25 protein-coding genes and 1 tRNA gene are annotated in these 24,405 nt (G+C 64.5%); 5 read left to right on the top strand and 21 right to left on the bottom strand.

All coding sequences use genetic code 11. From position 1 onward, the window contains the following. Positions 1–237: 237 nt before the first annotated feature. The 11 genes from IG197_RS14255 to IG197_RS14205 all read right to left on the bottom strand — a co-directional run bounded on the left by IG197_RS14255 (position 238) and on the right by IG197_RS14205 (position 10,182). The gene (locus IG197_RS14255) at positions 238–726 is read right to left on the bottom strand and encodes a YbjN domain-containing protein (RefSeq protein ID WP_067955642.1); all 489 of its coding nucleotides are present in this window, start codon (positions 724–726) and stop codon (positions 238–240) included. 230 nt (positions 727–956) lie between these two features. After that, positions 957–1,041, bottom strand: a tRNA-Leu gene (locus IG197_RS14250). A gap of 236 nt (positions 1,042–1,277) precedes the next feature. Next, a complete protein-coding gene (locus IG197_RS14245) occupies positions 1,278–1,895 on the bottom strand; it encodes a 2,3-bisphosphoglycerate-dependent phosphoglycerate mutase (RefSeq protein WP_067955640.1) in 618 nt (205 codons plus the stop codon). 40 nt (positions 1,896–1,935) lie between these two features. Next, a complete protein-coding gene (gene dapB, locus IG197_RS14240) occupies positions 1,936–2,745 on the bottom strand; it encodes a 4-hydroxy-tetrahydrodipicolinate reductase (RefSeq protein WP_192312717.1) in 810 nt (269 codons plus the stop codon). Position 2,746: 1 nt separating this feature from the next. Beyond that, positions 2,747–4,594 (bottom strand): ABC transporter ATP-binding protein, encoded by a 1,848-nt coding sequence (locus IG197_RS14235; protein ID WP_192312714.1) that lies wholly within the window; start codon positions 4,592–4,594, stop codon positions 2,747–2,749. Between the two features lie 92 nt (positions 4,595–4,686). After that, positions 4,687–5,709, bottom strand: coding sequence for a glucokinase (locus IG197_RS14230; protein WP_067955636.1), 1,023 nt, complete (start codon positions 5,707–5,709; stop codon positions 4,687–4,689). Positions 5,710–5,735: 26 nt separating this feature from the next. Then, positions 5,736–6,119 (bottom strand): methylglyoxal synthase, encoded by a 384-nt coding sequence (locus IG197_RS14225; protein WP_182574484.1) that lies wholly within the window; start codon positions 6,117–6,119, stop codon positions 5,736–5,738. Between the two features lie 126 nt (positions 6,120–6,245). Beyond that, on the bottom strand, positions 6,246–7,340 hold the full coding sequence (gene mepA, locus IG197_RS14220; protein ID WP_192312711.1) for a penicillin-insensitive murein endopeptidase: 1,095 nt from the start codon (positions 7,338–7,340) through the stop codon (positions 6,246–6,248). 94 nt (positions 7,341–7,434) lie between these two features. Next, positions 7,435–8,349: an SDR family oxidoreductase gene (locus tag IG197_RS14215; protein WP_192312708.1), complete on the bottom strand. Its 915-nt coding sequence runs from the start codon at positions 8,347–8,349 to the stop codon at positions 7,435–7,437. Next, positions 8,346–9,509, bottom strand: a complete 1,164-nt coding sequence (queG, locus tag IG197_RS14210; RefSeq protein WP_192312705.1) for a tRNA epoxyqueuosine(34) reductase QueG — start codon at positions 9,507–9,509, stop codon at positions 8,346–8,348. The genes IG197_RS14215 and queG overlap by 4 nt, the downstream gene beginning before the upstream one ends. Further along, the gene (locus IG197_RS14205) at positions 9,490–10,182 is read right to left on the bottom strand and encodes a glutathione S-transferase family protein (RefSeq protein WP_067955626.1); all 693 of its coding nucleotides are present in this window, start codon (positions 10,180–10,182) and stop codon (positions 9,490–9,492) included. Before IG197_RS14205 ends, queG begins: the two co-directional genes overlap by 20 nt. Positions 10,183–10,342: 160 nt before the next feature. On the opposite strand from IG197_RS14205, the gene IG197_RS14200 reads away from it, so the two are divergent. Beyond that, on the top strand, positions 10,343–11,149 hold the full coding sequence (locus IG197_RS14200; protein ID WP_192312703.1) for an undecaprenyl-diphosphate phosphatase: 807 nt from the start codon (positions 10,343–10,345) through the stop codon (positions 11,147–11,149). Between the two features lie 280 nt (positions 11,150–11,429). Here the strand turns inward: IG197_RS14200 and IG197_RS14195 are convergent, their stop codons facing one another. From IG197_RS14195 to IG197_RS14185, 3 genes are all read right to left on the bottom strand, one after another. After that, positions 11,430–12,197, bottom strand: coding sequence for a sulfite exporter TauE/SafE family protein (locus IG197_RS14195; protein WP_192312700.1), 768 nt, complete (start codon positions 12,195–12,197; stop codon positions 11,430–11,432). Between the two features lie 14 nt (positions 12,198–12,211). Continuing rightward, positions 12,212–13,186 carry a complex I NDUFA9 subunit family protein gene (locus IG197_RS14190; RefSeq protein WP_067955620.1) on the bottom strand — a complete coding sequence of 325 codons (975 nt, stop codon included), beginning with the start codon at positions 13,184–13,186 and terminating at the stop codon, positions 12,212–12,214. 193 nt (positions 13,187–13,379) lie between these two features. Continuing rightward, complete coding sequence (locus IG197_RS14185) at positions 13,380–13,838, bottom strand: DoxX family protein (protein WP_182574488.1); 459 nt, start codon at positions 13,836–13,838, stop codon at positions 13,380–13,382. Positions 13,839–14,052: 214 nt separating this feature from the next. On the opposite strand from IG197_RS14185, the gene IG197_RS14180 reads away from it, so the two are divergent. Continuing rightward, positions 14,053–14,250: a CsbD family protein gene (locus IG197_RS14180; protein WP_067955618.1), complete on the top strand. Its 198-nt coding sequence runs from the start codon at positions 14,053–14,055 to the stop codon at positions 14,248–14,250. 228 nt (positions 14,251–14,478) lie between these two features. Here IG197_RS14180 and IG197_RS14175 read toward each other — a convergent pair whose 3' ends face one another. The 6 genes from IG197_RS14175 to IG197_RS14150 form a co-directional block, all read right to left on the bottom strand. Continuing rightward, complete coding sequence (locus IG197_RS14175; RefSeq protein ID WP_067955616.1) at positions 14,479–14,859, bottom strand: hypothetical protein; 381 nt, start codon at positions 14,857–14,859, stop codon at positions 14,479–14,481. 602 nt (positions 14,860–15,461) lie between these two features. Beyond that, complete coding sequence (locus IG197_RS14170) at positions 15,462–16,487, bottom strand: Ldh family oxidoreductase (RefSeq protein ID WP_192312697.1); 1,026 nt, start codon at positions 16,485–16,487, stop codon at positions 15,462–15,464. 5 nt (positions 16,488–16,492) lie between these two features. Beyond that, a complete protein-coding gene (locus tag IG197_RS14165; RefSeq protein ID WP_192312694.1) occupies positions 16,493–17,302 on the bottom strand; it encodes an ABC transporter permease in 810 nt (269 codons plus the stop codon). Continuing rightward, positions 17,299–18,027: an ABC transporter permease gene (locus IG197_RS14160; RefSeq protein WP_192319759.1), complete on the bottom strand. Its 729-nt coding sequence runs from the start codon at positions 18,025–18,027 to the stop codon at positions 17,299–17,301. Before IG197_RS14160 ends, IG197_RS14165 begins: the two co-directional genes overlap by 4 nt. Before the next feature lie 257 nt (positions 18,028–18,284). After that, positions 18,285–19,058, bottom strand: a complete 774-nt coding sequence (locus IG197_RS14155) for a transporter substrate-binding domain-containing protein (RefSeq protein WP_192312691.1) — start codon at positions 19,056–19,058, stop codon at positions 18,285–18,287. 93 nt (positions 19,059–19,151) lie between these two features. Beyond that, a complete protein-coding gene (locus IG197_RS14150; protein WP_192312689.1) occupies positions 19,152–19,964 on the bottom strand; it encodes an ABC transporter ATP-binding protein in 813 nt (270 codons plus the stop codon). Positions 19,965–20,198: 234 nt separating this feature from the next. Between IG197_RS14150 and IG197_RS14145 the strand changes: the two genes are divergently transcribed. The 3 genes from IG197_RS14145 to IG197_RS14135 are packed head-to-tail and all read left to right on the top strand — an operon-like array spanning position 20,199 to position 23,156. Then, positions 20,199–20,846 (top strand): TetR family transcriptional regulator C-terminal domain-containing protein, encoded by a 648-nt coding sequence (locus IG197_RS14145; protein ID WP_192312686.1) that lies wholly within the window; start codon positions 20,199–20,201, stop codon positions 20,844–20,846. After that, positions 20,843–22,417, top strand: coding sequence for a 5-guanidino-2-oxopentanoate decarboxylase (locus IG197_RS14140; RefSeq protein ID WP_192312683.1), 1,575 nt, complete (start codon positions 20,843–20,845; stop codon positions 22,415–22,417). Before IG197_RS14145 ends, IG197_RS14140 begins: the two co-directional genes overlap by 4 nt. Positions 22,418–22,448: 31 nt before the next feature. Beyond that, on the top strand, positions 22,449–23,156 hold the full coding sequence (locus IG197_RS14135) for an SDR family NAD(P)-dependent oxidoreductase (protein WP_192312680.1): 708 nt from the start codon (positions 22,449–22,451) through the stop codon (positions 23,154–23,156). Positions 23,157–23,206: 50 nt separating this feature from the next. Here IG197_RS14135 and IG197_RS14130 read toward each other — a convergent pair whose 3' ends face one another. Further along, positions 23,207–24,349, bottom strand: a complete 1,143-nt coding sequence (locus tag IG197_RS14130) for an alpha/beta hydrolase (RefSeq protein WP_192312678.1) — start codon at positions 24,347–24,349, stop codon at positions 23,207–23,209. Positions 24,350–24,405: the final 56 nt, after the last annotated feature.

Genomic DNA, 24,405 nt, shown 5'->3' with positions numbered 1-24,405 from the left:
AATTTCTAGATTTCCCTGTGCCACCCCGGATTTTCGCTTGAAAATTTTATGGTTCAAATATTCGTTGACTGAATGAGTATTGGTGGGGCGATAGCAATGGCACAGACGACAACTTTATCAAGATATGAGAAGTAATAATGCCGCGTGGTATATTTGCCTCAGTTTTCTTATCGTGCACGCAAGTATGCAACATGCATGCATCCAGTGCATGCTGCCTGGCAGTCCTGTGCGCGTCGTTCAGCGCCAGCCTATGTACGTCGTGAACTCGGCCATCAGCGTGTCGAAGCGCTCGAGATTCTGTGACAGGTTGGTCGACGAGACGCCGCCGCCGCAGTCGATCAGGTAGTCGAAATAGGTGTTGTCCTTGTCGTTCGAGGCGCGGCCGGCGACCTTCTTGTTGTTCCATTCGAGTGCCTTGTCCTGCATCGCCTTGTCGGTCTTGAAGCTGCTCTGGAACTGGACGCGCCGGCACTTTTGCGGTTCGCCGCCCTCGCAATTGTAGAAATAGACCCAGAAATTCATGCCGGAGGCTTTGGAATCGATGACCGGCAGGTTGTCGCTGTCGACGCCGACCTTGGCCTGATAGCCGGCCTTGGTCATGATGTCCCCGAACTCCGCGACGGTTATGCCTTCCATAACCGTTGGGGCGGCCTGTGGTTTGTCTTCGGCCCTGGCTGCCGTGCCGGCAGCAAGAGCCAGTGCAGCAGCAAGGACCAGACGCAGCATCGGCGGACTCCTCGACGGGTTGTGCTCAATAATTAGCTCAACCTGATATTATCACCTGCGATGGGTCAGTCGGAAGCTGACCATTCGGGCGATGGAGCCGGCTTCGGCAATGCATGGAGATTGTCGGGGAGAACGGGAGAAAAGGCTGGAAAATGCGGACAACAAAAAAGCCCGGCGAACCGGGCTTTTTGAGTGTCTTCAGACAGTTGGAGCTGTCTGAAGCAGGAAACTGGTGCCCAGAAGAGGACTCGAACCTCCACGCCTCGCGGCACACGGACCTGAACCGTGCGCGTCTACCAATTCCGCCATCTGGGCTGGTGGCGGTGATGTAAGCGGGCGAAGCGACTGTGTCAACGCGCTTTTTCTGCTTTTGCCGAGGAATGCTGCGGCAGGCCGCAAATGTCGCATTCGGGTGATGAGGCTGACGCAGGGGCCGACTGGCTTTCGAAGCCGGCGAAGGGTCGGGAGCCGCGTATGCACGGCTCCCGAATACGTTCAAAAATCTACGCCGTCCTTTGCGCGTCCCGTTGGACGGCCGACGCCATCGCGACTCAGGCCAGCACGTCTTTGGAAGCGACGGTCGAATCGGCGTTGAGCTTGTAGACGATCGGCACGCCGGTTCCGAGTTCGAGCTTGACGATGTCAGGCCCCGAAATACCGTCGAGCGCCATGATCAGCGCGCGCAGCGAGTTGCCGTGGGCTGCGACCAGCACGGTGCCGCCGGAGAGCACATGCTTCTGCATGTCGTGCAAATAGTAGGGCCATACGCGCGCACCGGTGTCCTTCAGGCTCTCGCCGCCGGGCGGCGGGGTGTCGTAGGAGCGGCGCCAGATATGGACCTGCTCCTCGCCCCACTTGGCGCGGGCGTCGTCCTTGTTGAGACCGTTGAGGTCGCCGTAGTCGCGCTCGTTGAGCGCGGCGTTGCGGATCGTCTTGAGGTCGCCCTGGCCGAGAACGTCGAGGATATGCTGGCAGGTGGTCTGGGCGCGCGACAGCGCCGAGGTGAAGGCGATGTCGAATTTGAGCCCGCGCGCCTTGAGCTTCTCGCCGGCCGACTTGGCCTCGGCGTGGCCTTGCTCGGTCAGGCCGGGATCGCGCCAGCCGGTGAACAGGTTCTTGAGGTTCCATTCGCTCTGGCCATGGCGGACGAGCACGAGAGTACCGGACATTTTTGCTCCCTTGGGTGAGGACTGTAGTGGCGGAGTTTGATTAGAGGCCGAGCACGTCGCGCATCGAATAGAGGCCGGGCTTGCGTCCATGCGCCCACAGCGCCGCCTTGACGGCGCCGCGGGCAAAGATGGTGCGATCCTCGGCGAGATGCGACATGACGATGCGCTCGCCCGTGCCGGCGAGGATAACCGAATGTTCGCCGACGACCGAGCCGCCGCGCAACGCAGCAAAGCCGATCGTACCGGTTTCGCGCACGCCGGTGTGGCCGTCGCGAGCGCGTACGCTCTTCTCGGCAAGTGCGATCTTGCGGCCTTCTGCGGCGGCTTCGCCGAGCAGAAGTGCCGTGCCCGATGGCGCGTCGACCTTGTGGCGGTGGTGCATCTCGACGATCTCGATGTCGAAATCATCGGGTCCGAGAGCCTGCGCGGCCTTCTCGACGAGCACCGACAGCAGATTGACCCCGAGGCTCATATTGCCCGACTTGACGATGGTGGCATGGCGCGCGGCGGCGGCAATCTTGGCGTCGTCGTCCGGCGAGCAGCCGGTCGTGCCAATGACATGGGCGATGCGGGCCTGCGCGGCATAGCCGGCGAATTCGATCGTCGCTGCCGGCGCGGTGAAGTCGAGCACGCCGTCGGCCTTGGCGAAGGCGGACAGTGGATCGTCAGAGATCGGCACGTTGATGATGCCGATGCCGGCGAGTTCGCCAGCATCCTTGCCGAGATGCGGCGAGCCTGCCCGTTCGATGGCACCGACGACACGCACGCCTGCCATGCTGTGCACGGTACGCAACAGCACCTGACCCATCCGCCCGGCGGCACCGACGACGACAAGACCCATCTCGCTCATATCAGGCTCCCTGAGGCAGCGCGTGCTGCCGCTCTACCATTGCAGTCTCGGTGGTATCGTCCACGAGTCCAAGTGCGGCTTCGTCATGCAGATTGTGGAAGCGCGCATAGACACCGTTGGGGTCGGCCATCAGCGCGGCATGGGTGCCTTGCTCGATCAGCCGGCCTGCGTCCAGCACGACGATATGATCGGCATTGATGACCGTCGAGAGGCGATGGGCAATCACGATGGTGGTGCGCCCTTGCGTGGCGGTGGCAAGCGCTTGCTGGACACGCGCCTCGGACTCGTTGTCGAGCGCCGAGGTCGCCTCGTCGAGCAAAAGGATAGGCGCATTGCGTACCAGGGCGCGCGCAATGGAGACACGCTGGCGCTGGCCGCCGGATAATGTCGAGCCGCTTTCGCCGACCGGCGTGTCGTAGCCCTCAGGTTGGTCGAGGATGAAGTCGTCGGCGAAGGCCTGCCTGGCGGCGTCGCGGATATCCGCGTCGGTGGCATCGGGGCGGCCGTAGCGGATGTTGTCGGCGATGGTGCCTTCGAACAGGTAGGGATGCTGCGAGACATAGGCGATGGATTGGCGCAGCGAGCGCTTGGTGACGCCTGATATGTCCTGGCCGTCGATGACGATGCGGCCGCCGTCGAGATCGTAGAAGCGCTGCAAAAGCGCGATCAGCGTCGACTTGCCGGCGCCCGAGGCGCCGACGATCGCCGTGGTCTTGCCGCCGACGGCGGTGAAGCTCAGCTCGCGCAGGACGGGGAGGTCGTCGCCATAGCCGAAGGAGACGTTGTCGAAGCGGATTTCGCCCTTGCCGACAGCGATCGCCTTGGCGTCCGGGGCGTCTTCCTGCCGCGGCTGGGTGTCAAGAATCTCATAGAGCATGCGGGCGTTTACCAACGCACTCTCGAGGCCTACCTGGGTGCGCGCGAGCTTGCGTGCCGGATCATAAGCGAAGATGAACGCAAAAATGAACGAGATGATGTTGCCAGGCGGTTGCATGTCGACTGCCGAGCGGTAGCCGGCGTAGCCGATGATGCCGGCAAAGATCGCGCCGCCGAGAATTTCGGTGATCGGCGAAAGACGCTCCGACACCCGGGCGATCTTGTTCGAGCGTGCCTCGACGTCGCCGATCAGCCCGTCCATGCGCCTGGCGAGCTGATCCTCCATGGTGAAGGCCTTGACGATGGCCATGCCCTGGACGGTTTCCTGCATCGAGCCGAACAGACGGGCCCCGACGAGGATGGCATCGCGGTTGAGGCGACGCAGCCGGCGCATCAGGTAGTTGACGGCAAAGACCAGCGGGGGCCCGATCAGCAAGGCCAGCAGCGATAGAACCGGATCCTGGTAGACCATCACGCCGATGAGCACGATGAGTGTCACCGCATCGCGGGCAATCGAGGTGATCAGGATGTTGAGCAGGTCGCGCACGCCGGCGACATTCTGGTTGACCTGGGCAATCAGCTGAGCCGAGCGCTGCGACGAGAAGAAGTCCATGCCGAGGCTCATCAGGTGGTCGAAGATGCGACGCTGATAGCGGGCGATGAGGTTGTTGCCGACCTTGGCTAGGACGACCGCCTGGCCATAGGTGGACAGGCCGCGAATGACGAAGGCGGCGAAGGTCGACAGGGTGATCAACAGGATCAGGTCGGCGCGCCGCTCATAAAAGATCAGGTTGATGATGTCGCGCATTATCCAGGCAAGGAAGCCTGTCGTGGCCGAAATGGTGAGCAGGAAGATCGCCGCGAAGGTGTAGTGCCAGACGTAGTCGCGGCCGTTTTCGGCGACGATGCGCTTGATGACGCCGACGATCTCGCTGCGCTTGGAGCTCGGCGTCTGGTTGGGGTCGATGGTCAAACAGGCAGTCCTGTCGCTCTTGCGAAAACTGCGCCCCTCTTAAAGCATGATGCCGCGAGGGGAAACCGCCATTTGCCGCAGTGCGGCGATGGCTAGGTCCGCCAGCGCCGATCGCCTGTCTCGATGCCGAAGAGATCGGGATTGCGGGCATAGGCGGCAAGCCCGGCAAGGGCCGCCAGCGGGTGGGTGATGACATAGACCGGCATCGAGGCCATCAGCTCGCGATGTGGTGCCTTGTCCTCGAAGGCCTCGCGGAAATTGCCCCGTTTCAGCGCCGGCAAAATTTTCTGGGCGATGCCGCCGGTGAGGAAGACGCCGCCCTTGCTCTTGAACACCAGAGCGAGGTCGCCGGCGGTGCGGCCAAGGCAGGTCACGAACAGCTCGAGCGCCTCGACCGCCACCGGGTCGCTGCCGTCGAGCGCTGCCGCGGTGACCTGTGCCGGCTGGGTCAGCACAGGTGCCTTGCCGTCGGTCCTGGCGACGGCGCGGTAGGTGTTGACCAGACCGCGGCCGCACAGGATCTGCTCGCCCGAGATGCGGCCGTCCAGCTTTTCGATATGTGGGAACACCTCGAAGTCGCGCTTGGAGCGCGGACCAATGTCCATGTGGCCGCCTTCGCCGGGAATGGGAATCCAGCGCCCGAGCGCGTGGACAAGACCAGCGACGCCGAGGCCGGTGCCGGGTCCGAGCACGACGCGGCCGGCGCCTGGTTCAGGCTCACCGCCGCCGATCCTTTCCATATGTTCGTCGCCGAGCGCCACGACGGCCAATGCCTGGGCTTCGAAGTCGTTGAGCACGAGGATGTCGACGAGGCCGAGCGTCGAAAACATCTGCCGGGGGCGCACCACCCACGGGCAATTGGTAAGCGCGATCTCTTCGCCCTCGACCGGGCCGGCAACTGCCAGCACCGCCGAGCGTGGGCGGATGGGCGAGCCGTCGAGCACGGCCAAGATGGCGTCGTCGATGGTGGCGTAGCTGGCAGTCTGGACGATGCGCGGCTCGCCGGCGTCCTTGTCGGCGCTCTCGACGATGGCGAAGCGCGCATTGGTGCCGCCGATGTCGCCGATCAGGATCGGAAAGGGGAGAGCCTGCGACTGGTCGCTCTGATGTGACATGCCCTGTTTCGTCCCCGTGCCGGCGTTCAGCCGTTCTCCTGGTTTTCCAGCATGATCTCGGCCGTCGCCCGGTTCAACGCCATGGGAATGTCGTAGACGATGGCAAGCCGCATCAATGCCTTCACATCGACGTCATGCGGCATCGGCGTCAGCGGATCAACGAAGAAAATCAAAAGGTCGATCTTGGCTTCGCTGATCAGCGCGCCGATCTGCTGGTCGCCGCCGAGCGGACCGCTTTTCAGCGGCGTCAGGTTGAGGTTCGGGCAGGCCGCCAGGATGCGCTGACCGGTGGTTCCGGTGGCGACGATATGGCAGGTCATGAGGAAGTCGACATGATCGCTGGCGAAGGCGACGAGGTCGTCCTTCTTTTCGTCATGGGCGATCAATGCGAGACGCAAAGCTGGTGTCACTCGGGGTTCATCCAGGCAAGCTAAATCGGTTGAAATTCCATAGACCGATTTCGATCGCTTTGGAAGCGCCGGGTGCGTGAATGCAGCCGGCGCGGCCAACGCGCCCAACCTGCTTGTTGGCGGGGCCTATTTGCCGGCAGGCCGGGGGCGCGGCACCGGAATGTCGACTGAAGGTCGGGGCGCAAAGGCGTTTGCCGTGGCCGGCACGCCGGGTTCGGCGATGATTGGTGTCTCTGCCACTGCCGGAGCCGCAGGGGCGGGCGTTGCCGCATATGCGCTGCCGCCGGGCCCGTGATAGGTGACGGCCGCCTCGTTGACCGGCGAGGGTGCGTCGAGCACGGCGCGGCATGCCTTGGGCAGGCTCGCCATGGTCATGATGTCACGCGCCCGAGGCTTGGCCGGGCCGGTGGCCGGACGCCACGGCTCTTCGGTGAACCACCAGGCCAGCGACTTGTCGCAGCCGTCGCCGCGCGGCGTCGCATCCTGCTCCTTGCAGCCCTGCGAACCCGGCTGGCAGCCGATGCGGACGTGGAAATGATAGTCGTGGCCCCAGAACGGGCGCACCTTGCGCAGCCACGAGCGGTCGCCGGTGACGGTGTCGCAGAGTTTCTTCTTGATGCCCGGATTGACCAGGATGCGCTCGACCTCCGGGTAGCTCGCCGCGCGCTCGAGCAGGCGCGTATGCGCCGGCGTCCAGCGCTTCTCGATGACACGATGGGTCTTTTCGTTGACCATCGACACCGCGCTCATGTTCTCGCGCTCGGTCGGCGACAGCCGGTGGTCGGGCATCGGCGTCAGCCAGATGTCGGCGTCGAGGCCGATCTGGTGCGAGGCGTGGCCTGATAGCATCGGGCCACCGCGCGGCTGCGAGATATCGCCGACCAGAAGGCCGGGCCAGCCGTCCTGGGTGGCTTCCCGCGACAGCTTCTCGATCAGCGCGATCATCTTGGGATGGCCCCAACGCCGGTTGCGCGACAGCCGCATCGCCTGCCAGGTCGGGCCGTCGGTGGCGATCGCCACGCCGCCGGAGAAACAACCCTTGGAGTAGAAGCCGTAGGACGCGGGCGCGATCGCTGCCGGCAGCTTCTTGTTGCCGAACAGGTCCTTGGCGAGCTCCGCAGCGCTGGCCGCCTGGATGTCGGTACCGACAAGGCCAAGCGTTGCCGCCGCCATCAGGAGCCGCCCCGCCTTGCCAAGAAGTCCGCTGAAAATTGTCGTCATGGAACCCGATCCTCTCAGCCAGCTTGGGCTGCCACGGTTACCTAGAGGTAAATTTCGGCACCCGCACCCCGGTCATTCTTTGCGCGACTTCCGCTCAGCCCTGCTTGATCGGGCTGCGCCTATCGCTTTCGCCTTCGCCGCGCCAGCTGCCGTCGGCCCACATGCTGTCCAGCGCCTTGCGATAGTTGGACATGCCGAAGGCGAAGCCGAGCGCCTTGATGGCGGTGTTGGCGACACGTTTGTTTTCGCCATAGAAGGACCGCGCCATGGGCGAAAGTTGGGCGGTCTCGAACGGAATTTCGGGCGGCGGTGCAACGCCCATCTTTTCGGCCGCATAGGCGACGACGTCCTGCGGCGGCGCCGGCTCGTCGTCGGTGACGTTGAAGACCCCGCCATAGTCGCCCTCGGCGAGGAACCACAGCGCACTGGCAATGTCCTGCACATGGATGCGGTTGAAGACCTGGTCCTTCTTGACCAGCCGCTTGGCGGTGCCGTTTTCGAGATTGACGAAGGCATTGCGGCCGGGGCCGTAAATGCCGGACAGGCGCAGGATGGCGACTGGGCGCGCGATCTGTTCGCCAAGTGCATGCCACGCTTGTTCGGCCTCAAGGCGCATGGTCGATCGCCCCGGTTTGGGCCGGCACGTGGCGGTTTCGTCGATCCAGGCACCGCCATGGTCGCCATAGACGCCGACGGTCGAGAGATAGCCGATCCAGCGCAGCAGCGGCATGTCGTGCGTGATCGCCTCGCGGGCGGCGTTGAGCACGGGATCGCCATCATCGCCGGGGGCGGCGGAGACGACGAGATGCGTGGTCCTGGCCAGTTGCGCCCTGATTTCGGGGGTGAGGTGGCCGTCGAAGACGAAGGGCTCGATACCAGCGGCTTCGAGCGCCGGAAACTTGTCCTGAGAACGCGTCGTTCCGGCAACGCTAAGGCCTTGCGGGCGCATCTGCGCAAATGCCTTGCCGGAATAGCCGGCGCCGAAGATGAAAAAGGTCTGCTCGGTCATGACTGAGTCCGCGACTGTTCGACTTGGGTGAGCCCGGCCTGCCATTCCGCGATCACGTCGTTATCGGTTTCGACCTTCAGCATCTGTTCTGCAAGAGCCGAAAACGTCGCGTCGGGCAGCAGCCGCGACAATGCCCAGACGGCGGCACCGCGCACCAGAGACGAGGTGTCGGAGAGCAACGTCCGGCATGGTGCGATCAGCGTGGCGTCGGCGGAATTTCCTGATGCGATCAACACGTTGCGGACGAAGCGGTCGCGGCCGATGCGCTTGACCGGCGAACCGGAGAAGAAGGTCCGGAACGTCGCGTCGTCGAGGGAAAGCAATTCGGCAAGGCGCGGCTCGCGCAGATCGTCGCGGGCGGCGAGTTTCTGCTCCGATGCGGCCTGGGCGAACTTGTTCCACGGGCAGGCCGCAAGGCAGTCGTCGCAGCCATAGATGCGGTTACCGATCTTTGGGCGGAATTCGAGCGGGATCGGACCCTTGTTCTCGATGGTGAGATAGGAGATGCAGCGCCGCGCGTCGATGCGGTAGGGCGCCGGGAACGCTTCTGTTGGGCAGGCGTCGAGGCAAGCGCGGCAGGAGCCGCAGCGGTCGATTTCGGCCTCGTCAGGTGCTAGCTCTGCTGTCGTGAAGATGGTGCCGAGGAACAGCCACGAGCCGAATTCGCGGCTGACCAGATTGGTGTGCTTGCCTTGCCAGCCGAGGCCGGCGGCTTCGGCGAGCGGCTTTTCCATCACCGGCGCCGTGTCGACGAACACCTTCACGTCGCCGCCGGCACGGGACACGATCTTGCCGGCGATCTCCTTCAGCCGGCCCTTCATGACGTCGTGATAGTCGCGGTTGCGAGCGTAGACCGAGATCGCCGCCCGGTCGGACATGGCCTGCAGCGCGCGCGGGTCGCTGTCCGGCCCATAATTCATGGCGAGCACGACGATCGAACGCACCTCGGGCCACAGCACGGAAGGTTCGCTGCGCCGTTCCAGCGTCTCCGCCATCCAGGCCATCGAGCCGTGCAGGCCTTCGCCGACGAACTGGGCGAGGCGGGCAGGCGCGAGCGGGATGGCGTCGGGGCGTGTGACGGCGATGGCAGCGAAGCCGGCGCGGCTGGCTTCGCGCTCGATCAGCTGGCGCAGCGCGCTCTCAGAAATCGAGGTCCGCATAATGCGATGCCGGGGTCAGCCCGCGCACCCGGTCGGCGAGCAGGGGCCGGAAGGACGGGCGCGACTTGACGCGTGTGTACCATTCGCGCGCCGAGGAATATTCGCGCCAATCGATCTCGCCGAGATAGTCGAGCACCGAAAGCGATGCGGCGGCGGCAAGGTCGGCATAGGTGATGCGCGACCCGGCGAGCCAGTGGCGCGTGCCGGCGAGCCAGTTGGTGTATTTCATATGCTGGCGAATGTTGGCGCGGGCAGCACGAATGGCCGCCGAATCGGGCGAACCGCCGCCGGCCGCTTCCGGCATCAGCGGCTTCAGCACGCGCTCGCGCACCAGATGCCGGGTCACTTCGCTTTCGGTCTTGGTCAGGTACCAGTCGGTCAGGCGGCGGATTTCGGCGCGTTCCATCGGGTCTTCGGCGAACAGACGACGCTCCCGCTTGAGCACGCCGCGGGTCTCGTCGACATATTCGGAAATGATCATCGCGCCGACGATCGGCACGTCGCCCTCGGCCAGGAGCACCGGCAGCGTTCCGGCCGGGTTGAGCGACAGGAACTCCTTGCGCCGCGTCCACGGCTTCTCCTCGATCAGCGCCAGCTCCTCGCCATACTCGCCGAACGCCAAACGGACGAAACGGCATGTGGCAAACATCGGGTGGTGGAAAAGCGTCAGCATGGTCCTGCGAAATTCGTGATCGATGGCGCTCTGGCGAATCGCCTGAGGCGTCGTTAGAGCTTCTGCGGCCCGGCTCGCCGGGCTCTCGGGCGACCCGACCTATAGGGTGAGTTCCGCCGCATGACAAGCAATCGCGCATGAACGCCTCGCGGGGATGGGAATGGATAGCCAAACAATCATCAATGCTTTGCTGCTCGGGCTGCTCGAGGGCCTGACGGAATTCATCCCCGTGTCCTCGACCGGCCATATCCTGCTTGCCGGCCATTTCCTCGGTTTCAACTCGACCGGCAAGACTTTCGAGATCCTGATCCAGCTCGGTGCTATCCTGGCGATCCTGTCGGTTTACGCTACCAAGCTGTGGCAGATGCTGGTCACCTTGCCGTCGGACCCGAAGACGCAGCGTTTCGTCGCAGGCATCCTGATCGCCTTCCTGCCGGCGGCCGTGATCGGTGCCCTGGCGCATGATTTCGTCAAGACGGTGCTGTTCGAATCGCCGCAGCTGATCTGTGTCATGCTGATCCTCGGCGGCCTGGTGCTGTTGTTCCTCGACAGGCTCGACCTCAAGCCGCGCTATGGCGACGTCACCAATTTCCCGCTGTCGGTCTATCTCAAGATCGGCCTGTTCCAGTGCCTGGCGATGATCCCCGGCACCTCGCGCTCTGGCGCCACCATCGTCGGCTCGTTGCTGATGGGCGTGGAGAAGCGCGCGGCGGCCGAGTCCTCGTTCTTTCTGGCGATGCCGACAATGGCCGGCGCCTTTGCCTACGACCTCTACAAGAACCGGGACATCCTGTCGGTAGCTGACTTGCCGGTGATTTCGGTCGGCTTTCTTGCCGCCTTCATCACCGCGCTGATCGTGGTGCGGCACCTGCTCGACTATGTCTCCCGCAACGGTTACGCGCTGTTTGGCTGGTGGCGCCTGCTGGTCGGCGGCGCCGGGCTGATCGCACTGATGGTGTGGGGCTGATCGCCCCGAGGCGGTCTGTTCAGGGTGAGCCGTCCGTCAGGAAATCGCGCCGTTAGAAAATTGCGCCGTTAGAAAATTGCAAAGACGACGACGATCACCACAACCCACACGGCACCGCTCACAACCGCGCCGAAGGCTATACCCCTGCCGAAATTGTCCTCTTCCATGGCACCCTCCGCACACCACTGCAGGCTCTTGCGTCCAGGCAAATTCAGGTAGCCTGCAATGATAACGGTGCGGCTTCGAAAAGGTTGCAACCTGTGATTGGACGGGTTGGGCCTCAGGCGAGGGTCATCAGTCCACGCCTGAGCAGGTCCAGCGCCAGCACGGTGATGGCGATCTTGAACCATTTGCGGAAGCTCTCTTCCGGCATGCGTTCGAGCAGCTTGGTGCCGTAGACGGTACCGAGATAGCCCGAGACGATCATTGCGCCGATCAGCGGCAGCCAGTCCCCGAAGGCAAAGCCGGCGAGGCCGAAAACGATGATCTTGAGCCCATGCTGGGCAACCATGCCGGCGGCATGGGTGGCGACGAGCGCCTTGCGGTCATTGGCGAAGAACTGCGCGAACAGCACCGAGACCAGCGGCCCGGTGGCGCCGACGAGCATGCCGATCAAAGCGACGATGACGCTGCCGATCGCAAGCCCGGTGCGAGTCAGTTTGTCGATGCCGGGAACCTTGGTCCAGGTGATGGCGATGACGAAGGCGCCGAGCACCAGCTTGAGCCAGGCGTCGGGCAGCTGGATGACGACGAAGGCGCCGATGACGGCACCGACGATCGAGCCGGCAATGAAGGGGGCGGCGACGTCCATGCGCACATTGGCGCGTTGGTGCCAGGCGCGGCCGCTGTTGGAGCCGAGCTGCACCGCGCCATGGACGGGGATAAGCGCGGCCACCGGCACGAACAGGCCCATCAGCGTCAGCATGGCGATGCCGCCGCCGACACCGAAAGCGGCGGTCAGCGCCGAGGTGAAGGCGCTGGCGACGATGAGAACAATCCCGATGAGCGGTTCGAGTCCCTCAGGCAGGAGCAAGGCGAGGGCGTCCATGCGCCCTCAGCCGGTCAGGCTTCTGTCCGGCGCGTGAACTGGCCGGCGGCGCGGTAGCGCCAGAGGTAGCTGGGCAGGATCGATGCTGTCGACTTGGGGGCGATGCCCGTGGCTGCGATGGTGCGGCCTTCGTCGAGGGCTGCCTTCGACACGACATTGTCGGAGCGCAGCAAAAGGACTTGATCCTTGGTCAGCAGCGGATTGGGCAGCATGCCGAGGATCGAGGCCTGCAGGTTGGCGATCGACCACGGCACCGGCACCAGCGTGCGCTTGCGGTCGATGACCTCGAGCATCTCTTCCATGCACTGCTTGAAGCTTAGCACCTGCGGGCCGCCGATCTCATAGATCGAGCCGCCCTTGACCTTGCCGTCGACGGCGCGCGCGACCGCTTCGGCAACGTCGCCGACATAGATCGGCTGGAAGCGGGTTTCGCCTCCACCGATAAGCGGTAGCACCGGCGAGAAACGCGCCATATTGGCGAAACGGTTGAAGAACTGGTCCTCGGGGCCGAAGACGATCGACGGGCGGTAGATCACCGCGTTTGGCAGCGTGTCCTGGACGGCCTTTTCGCCGCGCGCCTTGGTCTGGGCGTAGAGCGAGGGCGAATTGGCGTCGGCGCCAAGGGCCGAGACATGGGTTAGCGTGGCGCCGACGGCGCGCGCCGCCTCGGCGACGGCGCGGGCGCCGAATTCCTGCACCGTCGAGAAACGCTGGCGTCCGCCTTCATGCAGGATGCCGACGAGGTTGACGACGTGCGAGGCGCCCTGGACGGCGCGGTCGACCGACCAGCGCACGCGCAGATTGGCCTGCACCGGCTGGATCTGGCCGACATTGCCGAGCGGCTGCAGGTGGAAGGCGAGGTCGGGCCGACGGCAGGCGACGCGCACGAGATACCCGCGCTTGGCCAGCGCCCGCACGACATGGCGGCCGAGGAAGCCGGACCCGCCGAAAACGGTCACGAGTTGCGGGGTCTGCAGAATTTCAGTCATCGTTGGCTCCGGTCGCCAAAAGGGGCAGAAGATGTAGCGTTTCTTAGCCCGTTTCGCGAAAAAGGCAATCATCGAGCGACTGCACGGAGCGGCCCGCGCCGATCTGGCGCGGGCATGCGGCTTGCCTTGGGAGGCAGGGTTTCGAGGCAGGATCGAAATCCGGTTTTCCGGAAACGACCATGCGGGTCACAAACTAGAACTCGCGGCCGAGGCGTGCGTCGACCGAGTGGCGGTTGCCGCCGCGAATGACGAAGAACAGGAAGATCGCCGCCCAGATGATCGACTTCTCGGCGCCCTGGTAGCCCTGGCTCATCGTCACCCAGTGGAACCAGACGGTGACCAGGAGCACGAACATGGCGGCGAAGGAGGCCGGGCGCGTGAACAGGCCGATGGCGATCAGGATGCCGCCGAAGAACTCGGTGCAGGACAGAAGCAGCGACCAGAAGGCGCCGGGGTAGAAGCCGAGGCCTTCGACCATGCCGGCAGCGCCGAACGGATCGGAGATCTTGCCGAGGCCGTGGGTGACCAGCGCTGCGCCGGCGACGACGCGCAGAACGGTTTCGGCTGAATCGTGGAGGTTCGAATAAAGGCCGCGGAGCGCGGGGATGAACAGTCGGCGGCCGGAATTTTCGGTCGTCAGGGTCAAGGACATGTCTCCGATTGCGGGGCTATGCACGATTAAAATATTGCAATGCACCAACGCCGCGATGGCCGGGTCACGGTCAAGTCAACAAGGTTTGATATAAAGATGATTGACAAAGTCAACTTCAAATAATGTCGGAACCCCGCGCTGACCGAGGCGTTGACCACTCAGTGCGGCGGACCTGTCGTGCCAATCCAGATCAATCCCCGAAGGAGAAATCGCGATGAATTGGAACCAGATCGAAGGCAATTGGGAGCAGTTCAAGGGCAAGGTGCAGAGCCAATGGGGCAAGCTGACCGACGATGATCTCGACGTCATCAAGGGCAAGCGCAAAGAACTCGCCGGCAAGCTGCAGGCCCGTTATGGCAAGGCCCAGGAAGAGGCCGAAAAGGACATCGACAGCTGGCTCTCCCGCCACTGAACCGTCTTTCGCAACGCGCCGCGGGCGATCTTCCCGCGCAGAGCCCCGCCGTCGAGCGGGGCTTTTCGTTGCAGGCTTTCGTTGCAGATAGCGCCGATGCAGAAAACCCCGCGCGAGGCGGGGTTCTCCGGATGGCAGCAATCGGGTGGCCGATGTCTGGCGAGGCCGCAGCCTTCGCGAGGCATGATCCCAAAGCCGGTTCCAGACTTCTCGATCATGCCCGAGGCATCAGGAGGGTTCCCGGCAGGTCTTGCCACCCCAACCCTGCTGACCCGACATGTTGCCACCTGCGGCCTTGCAGTCCTGGATAAACTTGGTGTTGCAGTCCGGGAACTTGCTGGAGCCGTTCTTGCAGTACTTGTCTTCGGTCGCGCCGCCATTGCCCGACGAAGCCTTGCCGCTCGGGCCGGACGGCTTGTCATTGTCGGGGGCGTCGGAGATGTCGCCGGGGCCCGAAGGGCCGTTGCCGCCGGGGGCGTCGGAAATGTCGCTCGGACCCGACGGACGGTCGCCGCCGCCCGGGCCGGCCGAGAAGCTGGCGGCATTGGCGCTGCCGATGGCGCCGGCAAGCAGCAGGACGGCGGTCAGGATGGTGATCTTGGTCTTCATTGTCTTATTCCCTTTTCGAGGTTGCGTTTCGGGGTCGCGGAAACGCTCTGGTTTCCACGTCGGAACGATCTTTCGGTTTGGGTTCCCCCCGGTTGATCTGGCGAGCTCACCTCGCCCTGGACATGACTGGGTCGCAGCGTCAGCGGGAAAGGTTCAAAGCGAGTTCGAATTATTTTCGCGAGGGTTTCGTGGGTGGTTTTTGGTCCGTCGGGTTGGGGTTCTGAACCGCCACAGTAGTGGAGGCGTCACGGCATGGAGCCCCGGGTTTCCGCACGTCGCTTCGCTCCTGCTCCGCGAGGATGACGAAGGCATTGAGGCTTGCGGCCAATCGCCGACGTCAGTGGTTGGCAGGCTTGGAGGTTGGCTTTTTGGCGGGTGTTCTCAATGCAGGGCAACGCAGGAACAGGAGCTGGAAGCTCTCCGCGAGCCTCCGACGTCGACGACGAGCGTCGAGGCCCATGTCTTCGTCATCCTCGGGTGGAGCAGGAGCGAAGGAGTGCGGAAACCCGGGGATCCTTGCCGCGACGGTGAAACCGCCGCTATGGTTCAGGCTTCGCGCTCCCAACGGTCAGGTTATGAAGTGGGGCCGAAAACGCCTAGGCTCACTCTGCCTGCCGCGCGGCAAACTCGCTGATACGGGCGTGCAGGGCCGCAGGGATTGCGATCCCCCCGGCCTCTGAGCGGGCCCGCGCCACAGCTTTTGCCGGGCCGGGGATGTGGACGTGGTACTGGCTGGACAGCCGGTCGAGCTGTTCGCGCATGCGGGTTTCGAAGCCGGGATCGAACAATTTCGGGTCGAGCGCCACGATGAACAGCCCGGTGCCTGGCGTCTGGTGGCCTTCCGATATGGACGGCGCGTCGATCGACCAGTTGGCGCCCGAGACGCCGGCCGCAAGCACCTCGACCATCAGTGCGACATTGGCGCCGCGCGCGCCGCCGAAGGCGAGCAGCACGCCTTTCATCGCCTTTTTTGCGTCTGTCGTCGGCTTGCCCTTGGCGTCGAGGGCCCAGCCCTCGGGGATCGCCTCGCCTGTTTCAGCCGCCTTGCGGACATTGACGAAGGCGGTGGCGCTGGACGACTGGTCGATGACAAGGGGTGGGCCGTCGGCGGCGGGTGCTGCAAGCGAGATCGGGTTGGTGCAGTAGACCGGCTTGGTCGAGCCTGAGCCGGCGACGAGCGCCGGTCCGTTGGTGGCGGCGAGCGCGACGAGGCCGGCTTCGGCGAGGCGGCCGGTGAAATAGCCGAGCGAGCCGCAGGTGTAGGCATTCTTCTGCGAGAATACGGTGACGCCGAACAGCCGGGCTGCCTTGGCGATCTCTTGGAAGTTTCGGTCGAAGCCGGTATGCGCCGCACCACCCTGGCCGTCGGACAGGTAGATCGCCAGCGCCGGCCGGCTGACCACGGGCTCGGCCTTGCCGTCGATGCGCCCGGCCTCGAGCGCCTCGAGATAGTCGACATAATGCGACAGCCCGACGCTCGCCTGGCCGTCGGCCTCTGCGGCAACGGCGGCAAGCGCGATCGAGATCGCCGTTTCCTCGGAGGCGCCGGCGCCGATGGCTGCGGCGATGCACAAGTTACGGGCTTCTTCGAGGTTGAGCGTGACGGTCTCTGTCTTTGTCTGCGGCATGGGCGTCATCCCAGTCTGGACGGAATCTTCGCCTCCAGCTTGCGGAAGCCGAAGACGAGGATGCCGGTGATGATCAGATAGATGAGGGCGAGCAGCAACAGCGGCTCGTAGACGATGAAGGTGTCCTGGCGGACGCGCGAGGCGACCGCGTAGATGTCGATGACGGTGATTGTGGCGACGAGCGGCGTTGCCTTGAGCTGCAGCACGGTTTCGCCGGCCAACGTCGGCAAGGCGCGATGGATCGCCTGCGGCAGCCAGATGCGGCGGAAGCGCTTCCACGGGCTCATGCCGAAGGCGCGCGCCGCTTCGAGCTGCCCCCTCGGCACGCCGGCGAACGCCCCGCGCATCACCTCGCCTTCATAGGCGGCATAAGACAGCGTCAGCGCAACGACGGCGTAGGGCCAGGCCTGCCTCAGGATCGGCCAGAGTTCGGATTGCCTGATCCACGGATATTGCGGGAACAGCGAGCCGAGGCCGTAATAGAGCAGCCAGAGCTGCAGCAGCAGCGGCGTGCCGCGGATGACTGTGCAGAACGCCTTAGCCGGCCAGGCCAGCCAGAACGGACCTGCGGCCTGGGCGAGCCCGAGCGGCACGGCAAGCATGAAGCCGAGCGTCACGGTGACGGCGAGGATCCAGATGGTGCGCCAGATGCCGAGCAGCGCCAGGTCGTAATATTTGGGCAGCCAGTCCCAGCGCATGAAGATGGCGGCCGAGAGCACCAGTGCTGCAGCGATGGCGATGAGCACGATGCGGTGCGGCTGCAGCCACTCGGAGCGGGCAACAGACACTGCTGCAAAGGGCGTGGTTGCGCTCATCGGCCGGTCTCGGCGATCGGCGGCATGCCGCGCCGCGCCCAGCGCTCGATGCGGCCGATGATGACGTTGGAGAACAGGGTCAACAGCAGGTAGAGCACGCCGGCTGCGACGAAGAAGGTGAAATAGGCCTTGGTGGTGGCGCCGGCTTGGCGTGTTTCCTGGGTCAGCTCGTTGAAGCCGACGACGGCGAGCAGGGCTGTGTCCTTGGTGGCGATCAGCCAGAGGTTGGCGAGGCCGGGAATGGCGAAGGGCAACATCGCCGGCAGGGTGATGCGGCGCAGCATCTTGCCCGGCGACATGCCATAAGCGCGCGCCGCCTCGATCTGGCCCTGCGGTATGGCCAGAATGGCGCCGCGGATGACCTCTGTGGCGTAGGCGCCCTGGACGATGCCGAGCACGCCGATGCCGGCGGCGAGACCGGAGATGTCGACGGTGGCGTAGCCGAACTGTTCGAGCGCCCGGTTGATGAGGTCGGTGCCGGCATAATAGAGCAGCAGGATCAGCACCAGCTCCGGCACGGCACGCACGAAGGTGGTGTAGATCTCCATCAGGTCGCGCACGACAGGACTGCCATAGAGCTTGCCCCAGGCGCCCGCGATGCCGATGGCGAGGCCAAGCCCGAAGGCGCCAACCGCGATCTGGATCGAATTGGTGAGCCCGCGCAACAGGTTGGCGCCCCAGCCGGGCGGCGAGATCGCAAGCAGCTCGACGGCGCTCGTTTGCAGCAGCGGGTTCAGCAGATGCTCGATGTCAGTGGTCCTTCGCACACGAGGTCGTCAAAAGTCACCCTCACCGTCCCCGCCACCTTTTTCCACTTCGTAAGGGAAAGGTGGCGCCTGTCCAGGAAGTTTGGCGCGACTTTGCAGACGCTCGGTTCCTCGCCCCCAGCAAGTGGGGGAGAGGTGCCGAGCGAAGCGAGGCGGAGAGGGGCTTGGATCGCAAACATCATGGCGGCAGACCAAGGCACCCTGCGCCGGCCCGCTCACTTGCCGTAGATGTCGAAGTCGAAATACTTCTTGGTGATCTCGGCGTATTTGCCGTTGTCGCGGATGCCCTTGATGGCGGCGTTGAACTTGTCCTTCAGCTCGGTGTCGCCCTGGCGCAGGCCGACGCCGACGCCCGGTCCGAGCACTTCGAGGTCTTCGGCGACGTCGCCCTTCATGTCGCAGCAGGCCTTGCCGGCATCGGTGGCGAGGTAGGTGTTGAGCGAGAGCGAATCCGCCTGCACTGCATCGATGCGGCCAGCCGCAAGGTCGGCCTGGGCCTCGTCCTGGGTCTGGTAGATCTTGATCTCGGCAGCGGTGGAACCGAAGTGCTTCTTGGCGTAGGCCTCGTGCACGGTCGATACCTGGACGCCGATGATCTTGCCTTTCAGCCCTTCCGGCGTGGCGTCGAACTTGGCGTCCTTGGAGCCGATGATGCCGGTCGGGGTGTTGTAGTATTTGTCGGAGAAGTCGATCGACTTCTTGCGCTCGTCGGTGATCGACATCGAGTTGATGATGGCGTCGATCTTCTTTGAGGTGAGCGCCGGGATGAGGCCGTCCCAGGCGGTCATGGTGACCTCGCACTGGAGCTTGGCTTCGGCGCAGAGCGCCTCGATCATGTCCATTTCCCAGCCGCCCCATTTGCCGGAAGCGTCGGGCGAGGCGAAGGGCGGGTAGGGTTCGGGCGCCATGCCGACCTTGATCGACTGGGCGCTGGCGCTTCCGGCGCCGAGAACCAAGGCCAGGGCCACAGTTGCAAGCAGAGATTTCATGCTGTCACTCCCGTTATCGTTTGTTTTTGACGTTCCCTTGATTTCGTCCGCTCGTCTGGGTTTTGCGCATGGTCCGTTCCATCGGGGACTGCGCTAGCCGATGCTGCGGATGAATTGCTTTAGGCGTTCCGACTTCGGCGCGCCGAAAATCTGTTCGGGCGGCCCTTCCTCCTCGACCTGCCCGTTGAAGAGATAGATCACATGCGTCGCCACCTCGCGGGCGAACTTCATCTCGTGGGTGACCAGCACCATGGTGCGGCCCTCGCGGGCGAGGTCGCCGATGACCTTGAGCACTTCGCCGACCAGCTCGGGATCGAGCGCCGAGGTCGGCTCGTCGAAAAGCATGACGCGCGGCTGCACAGCGAGCGCGCGCGCAATCGCCGCGCGTTGTTGCTGGCCGCCGGAGAGATAGGCCGGATAGACGTCGCGTTTCTCGGCGAGGCCGACACGGGCGAGCAGCCGCTCGGCTTCTGCAATGGCGTCCATGCGGTTGATGCCCAGCACATGCACCGGCACCTCGATGACGTTTTCCAGGAGCGTCATGTGGCTCCACAAATTGAAGCTCTGGAACACCATGCCGAGGCGCGAGCGGATGCGCTCGATCTGACGGCGGTCGGCGGGGATGCTGTCGCCAAAACCATTGGGCTTGAGGCGGATCTCCTCGCCATTGACCCGGATGATGCCGCTGGTCGGGTTTTCCAGGCAGTTGATGCAGCGCAGCAGCGTCGACTTGCCGGAGCCCGAGCCGCCGATGATCGCCACCACCTCGCCATCGCGGGCCGACAGCGACACGCCCTTCAGCACATGCAACTGGCCGAACTTCTTGTGCAGGTTCTCGACATGGATGGCTTCGGCGGCGAGACCGCTGGTCGGGGCAGTGTGCTTGGCTGCATCGACCGCAACCATCAGCGATGGCCCCGGCGTATGAACGTTGTCCCGTCAGCTGGCAATCGGCTGCTCATGGTCGCGTCGCGATGTTCCCCTGGGCGGGGAGAGTGGACCCTTCTGCCTTGCGGCGTCAACGGCGCCATTTCCCGCTTCTTATGCGGCCCATTACGGCACTTGCGACGTTGTTATGCAAGTGTATAAATATTGCGAAAAGCCGGCTTCGGCGATTTTTCTCAAGACGCGAAGGTGGACATGGCAGTCGCTGCGCGGAGAAAATTCCGCCGCGAAGGCGAGGAGCGCCGGCGGCAGGACCTGATCGAGGCGACGCTGGATTGCGTCGCCGAAAACGGCCTGCAGGGTGCCACCGTCAGGGCGATTGCTCTGCGCGCCGGCGTCACCGCAGGCCTGATCAGGCACTATTTCCCGGGCAAGGAAGAGCTGCTGCAGGCAGCCTATGCGACGATCATGGGACGCATGACCGAACTCGCCAAGACAGCGCTTGCGATCGTCGAGGAGGAACCGAGGCTGAGGCTCGCCGCCTTCGTCGGTGCCAGCCTGGTGCCGCCGGTCATCGACGCCAGGACATTCTCTTTGTGGGCGAGCTTCATCGGCCGGGCCGGCTCCGACCCGGCATTGGGCGTGGCGCACAGGGCCGGTTATCTCGGCTTCCGTGACGAGGTCGAGGCGCTGGTGGCCAAGGTGCTGGCCGATGTCGGCCGGAAGGCGAGCGAGGGCGAATTGCGCCGTCACGCCATCGCCATCAATGCGATCATCGATGGTTTGTGGGTGGAGGGTTGTCTCGCCGGCGACATGTTTGCCAGCGGCGAACTGGCGGAGATCGGCATCGGCTCGGTCGAGGCGATGCTGGGATTGAGCTTGCGACAGGGAGACGTGGCATGACGACGATCGGCGAAGCGCTCATCGGGCTTCTGGAGGCGCATGGCGTCGACACGGTGTTCGGCATTCCCGGTGTGCACACGATCGAACTCTATCGCGGGCTGGCGCGCTCAAGCATTCGCCACGTCACGCCGCGCCACGAGCAGGGCGCCGGTTTCATGGCCGACGGTTATGCCCGTGCTTCGGGCCGCCCGGGCGTCGCCTTTGTCATCACCGGCCCCGGCCTGACCAACACCATCACCGCCATGGCCCAGGCACGCGCTGATTCTGTGCCCATGCTGGTCATCTCTGGCGTCAACGCGCTTGGCTCTCTCGGCAAGGGGCTGGGCTTCCTGCATGAGCTGCCCGACCAGCGTGGCATGATGGAGAAGGTGGCGCTGTCGTCGCGGCGGGTGACCGAGGCGGCCGAACTGCCCGGTGCGATTGGCAAGGCCTTCGAGATCTTTGCGACGCGGCGCCCGGGGCCGGTGCATATCGAGATTCCGCTCGATGTCATGGCCTTGCCGGCGGACGGTTTGCGGCCGTTGCCGAAGCGTGGCGCCGTGCATGTTCCGGGCGAACGCGTCATCGCCGAGGCCAGGCCGCTGATCAGTGCCGCGAAACGGCCGCTGATCCTTGCCGGCGGCGGGGCGCGGCGGGCCGGAGCCGAACTTGCGGCCCTGGCGGCAAGGCTCGATGCGCCTGTTGTGACCACGGCCAATGGACGCGGGCTGATGCACGGGCACGAGCTCAACGTGCCGGCAAGCCCGAGCCTCAAGGCTGTGCGCGCGCTGATGGCCGACGCCGATCTTGTGATCGCCGTCGGCACCGAATTCGGCCCGACCGACTACGACATGTATGGCGACGGCGGCTTCGTGATGCCGGAGAAGCTGATCCGCATCGACATAGACGAGATGCAGCTGGGACGGCGCCCGGCACCGGTTTCGATCCAGGCCGATGCGGCGGCAGCGCTGGCGAGGATAGGGGACGATATCGGCGACGCGCGCAAGGCCGATGGTGCGGCGCGCGCCCGGGCAGCGCGGGAAAGCGCCTGGACGGAGATCGGTCCGGCGATGCAGGCGCAGGTCAAGGCCGTTGAAGTGATCCGCGACGCCTTGCCGGGCGCGATGATCGTCGGCGATTCCACCCAGCCGGTCTATGCCGCCAATCTCTACTACGACCATGACCGGCCGGGCGGTTGGTTCAACGCCGCGACGGGCTATGGCGCACTCGGCTTCGGGCCGCCGGCGGCGATCGGCGCAGCCCTTGCCGTCCCCGATGCGCCAGTCGTCTGTCTCAGCGGCGATGGCGGATTCCAGTTCACTCTGCCGGAGCTGGGTGCTGCGCTCGATGCGGCAGCACCCGTCATCTTCGTCGTCTGGAACAACCGCGGTTATCGCGAGATCGAGACCTCGATGCTCGACGCTGGGGTCGAACCCGTTGGCGTGTCGCCGGTGCCGCCGGATTTCGTGCTGATCGCGCAGGCCTATGGGCTTGAGGCGGAGCGATTGCAGAGTGTCGACCTGCTGGGTGTGGCGCTCAAGAAGGCCCGCTCGACGGGAAAACCCTGTCTGATAGAAGTCACCGTAGAATAGGCTGCGTCGCGGCCCACTACGGGAGTTGATCATGACCAAGAATTTCGAAGGCCGGCATGTGGTGGTTACCGGCGCGACCGGTGCGCTGGGGGCAGCGGTTGCCAGGCACCTGCTGGCCGAGGGCGCCATCTGCCACTTGCCGATCAGCCGGGCCAAGGCGCCTGATGGGTTCGAGTTTGCCGGTCATGATCGCGTCCATGTCGCCACCAGCGTCGACTTGACCGACGCCAAAGCCGTGGATGCTTTCTACGACGCCATTCCGGGCCTGTGGGCTTCGCTCCATTCCGCGGGTGGCTTCGACATGGCCTCCATCGACAAGGTCGATCCGACCCAGTTCGACCAGATGATGGACATCAACGCCAAGACCGCCTTCCTGTGCTGCCGTGCGGCGGCGCGCGCAATGATTGCGGGCCAGGCTGGCGGGCGCATCGTCAACGTTTCGGCCCGCGCCGGCATCGAGCCGCGCAAGGGCGGCGGCATGGCCGCTTATGCGGTGAGCAAGGCAGCTGTTGCGGCGCTGACCCTGGCGCTGGCCGAGGAGTTGAAGGGCGCCGACATCCTGGTCAACGCCGTGGCGCCGTCGACGCTCGACACCAAGGCCAATCGCGATGCGATGCCCAAGGCGGATTTCGCCAAATGGGTCAGCCTCGAAGCGGCTGCTGTTGCGATCGCGCAGCTGGCATCGCCGGCCAATCAGGTCACCAGCGGCACGGTGGCAGAGATCTACGGCCGCGCGTAGGCACAATCGCCTGCAACGAAGTCAGGCCGCGAGCAGAATGGTGGCCGCGCCTACTGTGTCAGCAGGCCGCCATTGGGTACGCCAAGCAGTTTGGCCGGCAGGTAGATGACAAGCGAGGCAGCGCCCTTGATGACCTGGCCGCCGTCGGCCAGGATCGTCTCGGCCGGCGCGCCCTCGCCCCTGTCGGTGACGTCGTTCATCAGTCCGCCCGAGGTCGTCAACGCCATCAGCGTCGGCGAACTGGCGAAGACGCCATGGCTGCCGCCGTCGAGGTTGGAGGTGTCGAGCACGGTTATGTTCTCGGCCTGGAGGGCTGCGACGTCGGCGCCGCTGCCGACGCGTGGATGGCCGCCAGTTAGCCCGCCTGACAGGTTGAGCGCCTTGTCGCGCTTCGAAACCAGGATCATGAACGGGTCGGGCAGGTCGTCAATATCGCGCAGCTGGCTCTGGAAGACGTCGATGTCGATATCGGGTGCCGCAAGCACCAGGCCGTTGATGCGGTTGATGTATTTGCCGCGGCCGCTCAGCGACAGGCTGCGCAGCGCCTCCATTACCACATAGCTGCCCATCGAGTGGCCGACGAGCACGATGCGCTTGGCCTTGGTGCGGGCGGCGATCTCGATGGTGTCGGCAAGGCCGTCGCGGCTGTATGCGGCGCTGTCGCGGTCGTAGACATAGAGCGGCAGCGACCCGGCCGACGGCCAGGCGTAATGCAACGCCACCGCCTTGACCTTGTAGTCGTGGACGATCTGGGCGTTGCGGAAGATGCTGTCGGCGAAGTTGTTGTTGTAGCCGTGCACGAAGATGAAGATTTCGCGCTCGGCCTCGGGACGTCGCATCAGGTCGGCGTCGAGGGCGGCGACGAACTGCGTCTTGTCGTCATAGGGCTGGAAGGTGCGGGCGATGAAATTGCGTTCCGGGCTCGGCGTGCGGCTCGTGCTTTCGACCTCGCCGGCGACATGGGTCCTTGGGATGCCGATCTCGAACTTTGCGAAGTTGAGCTGCTTGGCGCGTTCCGCCGAATAGGGCAACGACAGGTCATTCGAGCGGGCGCGCATTGTCGAGACATAGATCTGGACGACGGAAGCGGATTCGCCCTGCTTGCCGTCATTGAGCCCAAGCACGGCCCGGCCGCCGCAGCCTGAGAGGACCAGCAACACGAAAAAGACGGTCAGAAAACGCAAACTGGGCATGGGCAGGCTCTGAACGCGGGCGGCAAGTCTGCGATTTATGCGCAGCAATTCCCTGT

The organism is Aminobacter sp. SR38 (assembly GCF_014843375.1).
Taxonomy (GTDB): domain Bacteria; phylum Pseudomonadota; class Alphaproteobacteria; order Rhizobiales; family Rhizobiaceae; genus Aminobacter; species Aminobacter ciceronei.
The sequence above is the reverse complement of the archived record's forward strand: the minus strand, read 5'-3'. Positions and strand labels throughout refer to the sequence as shown.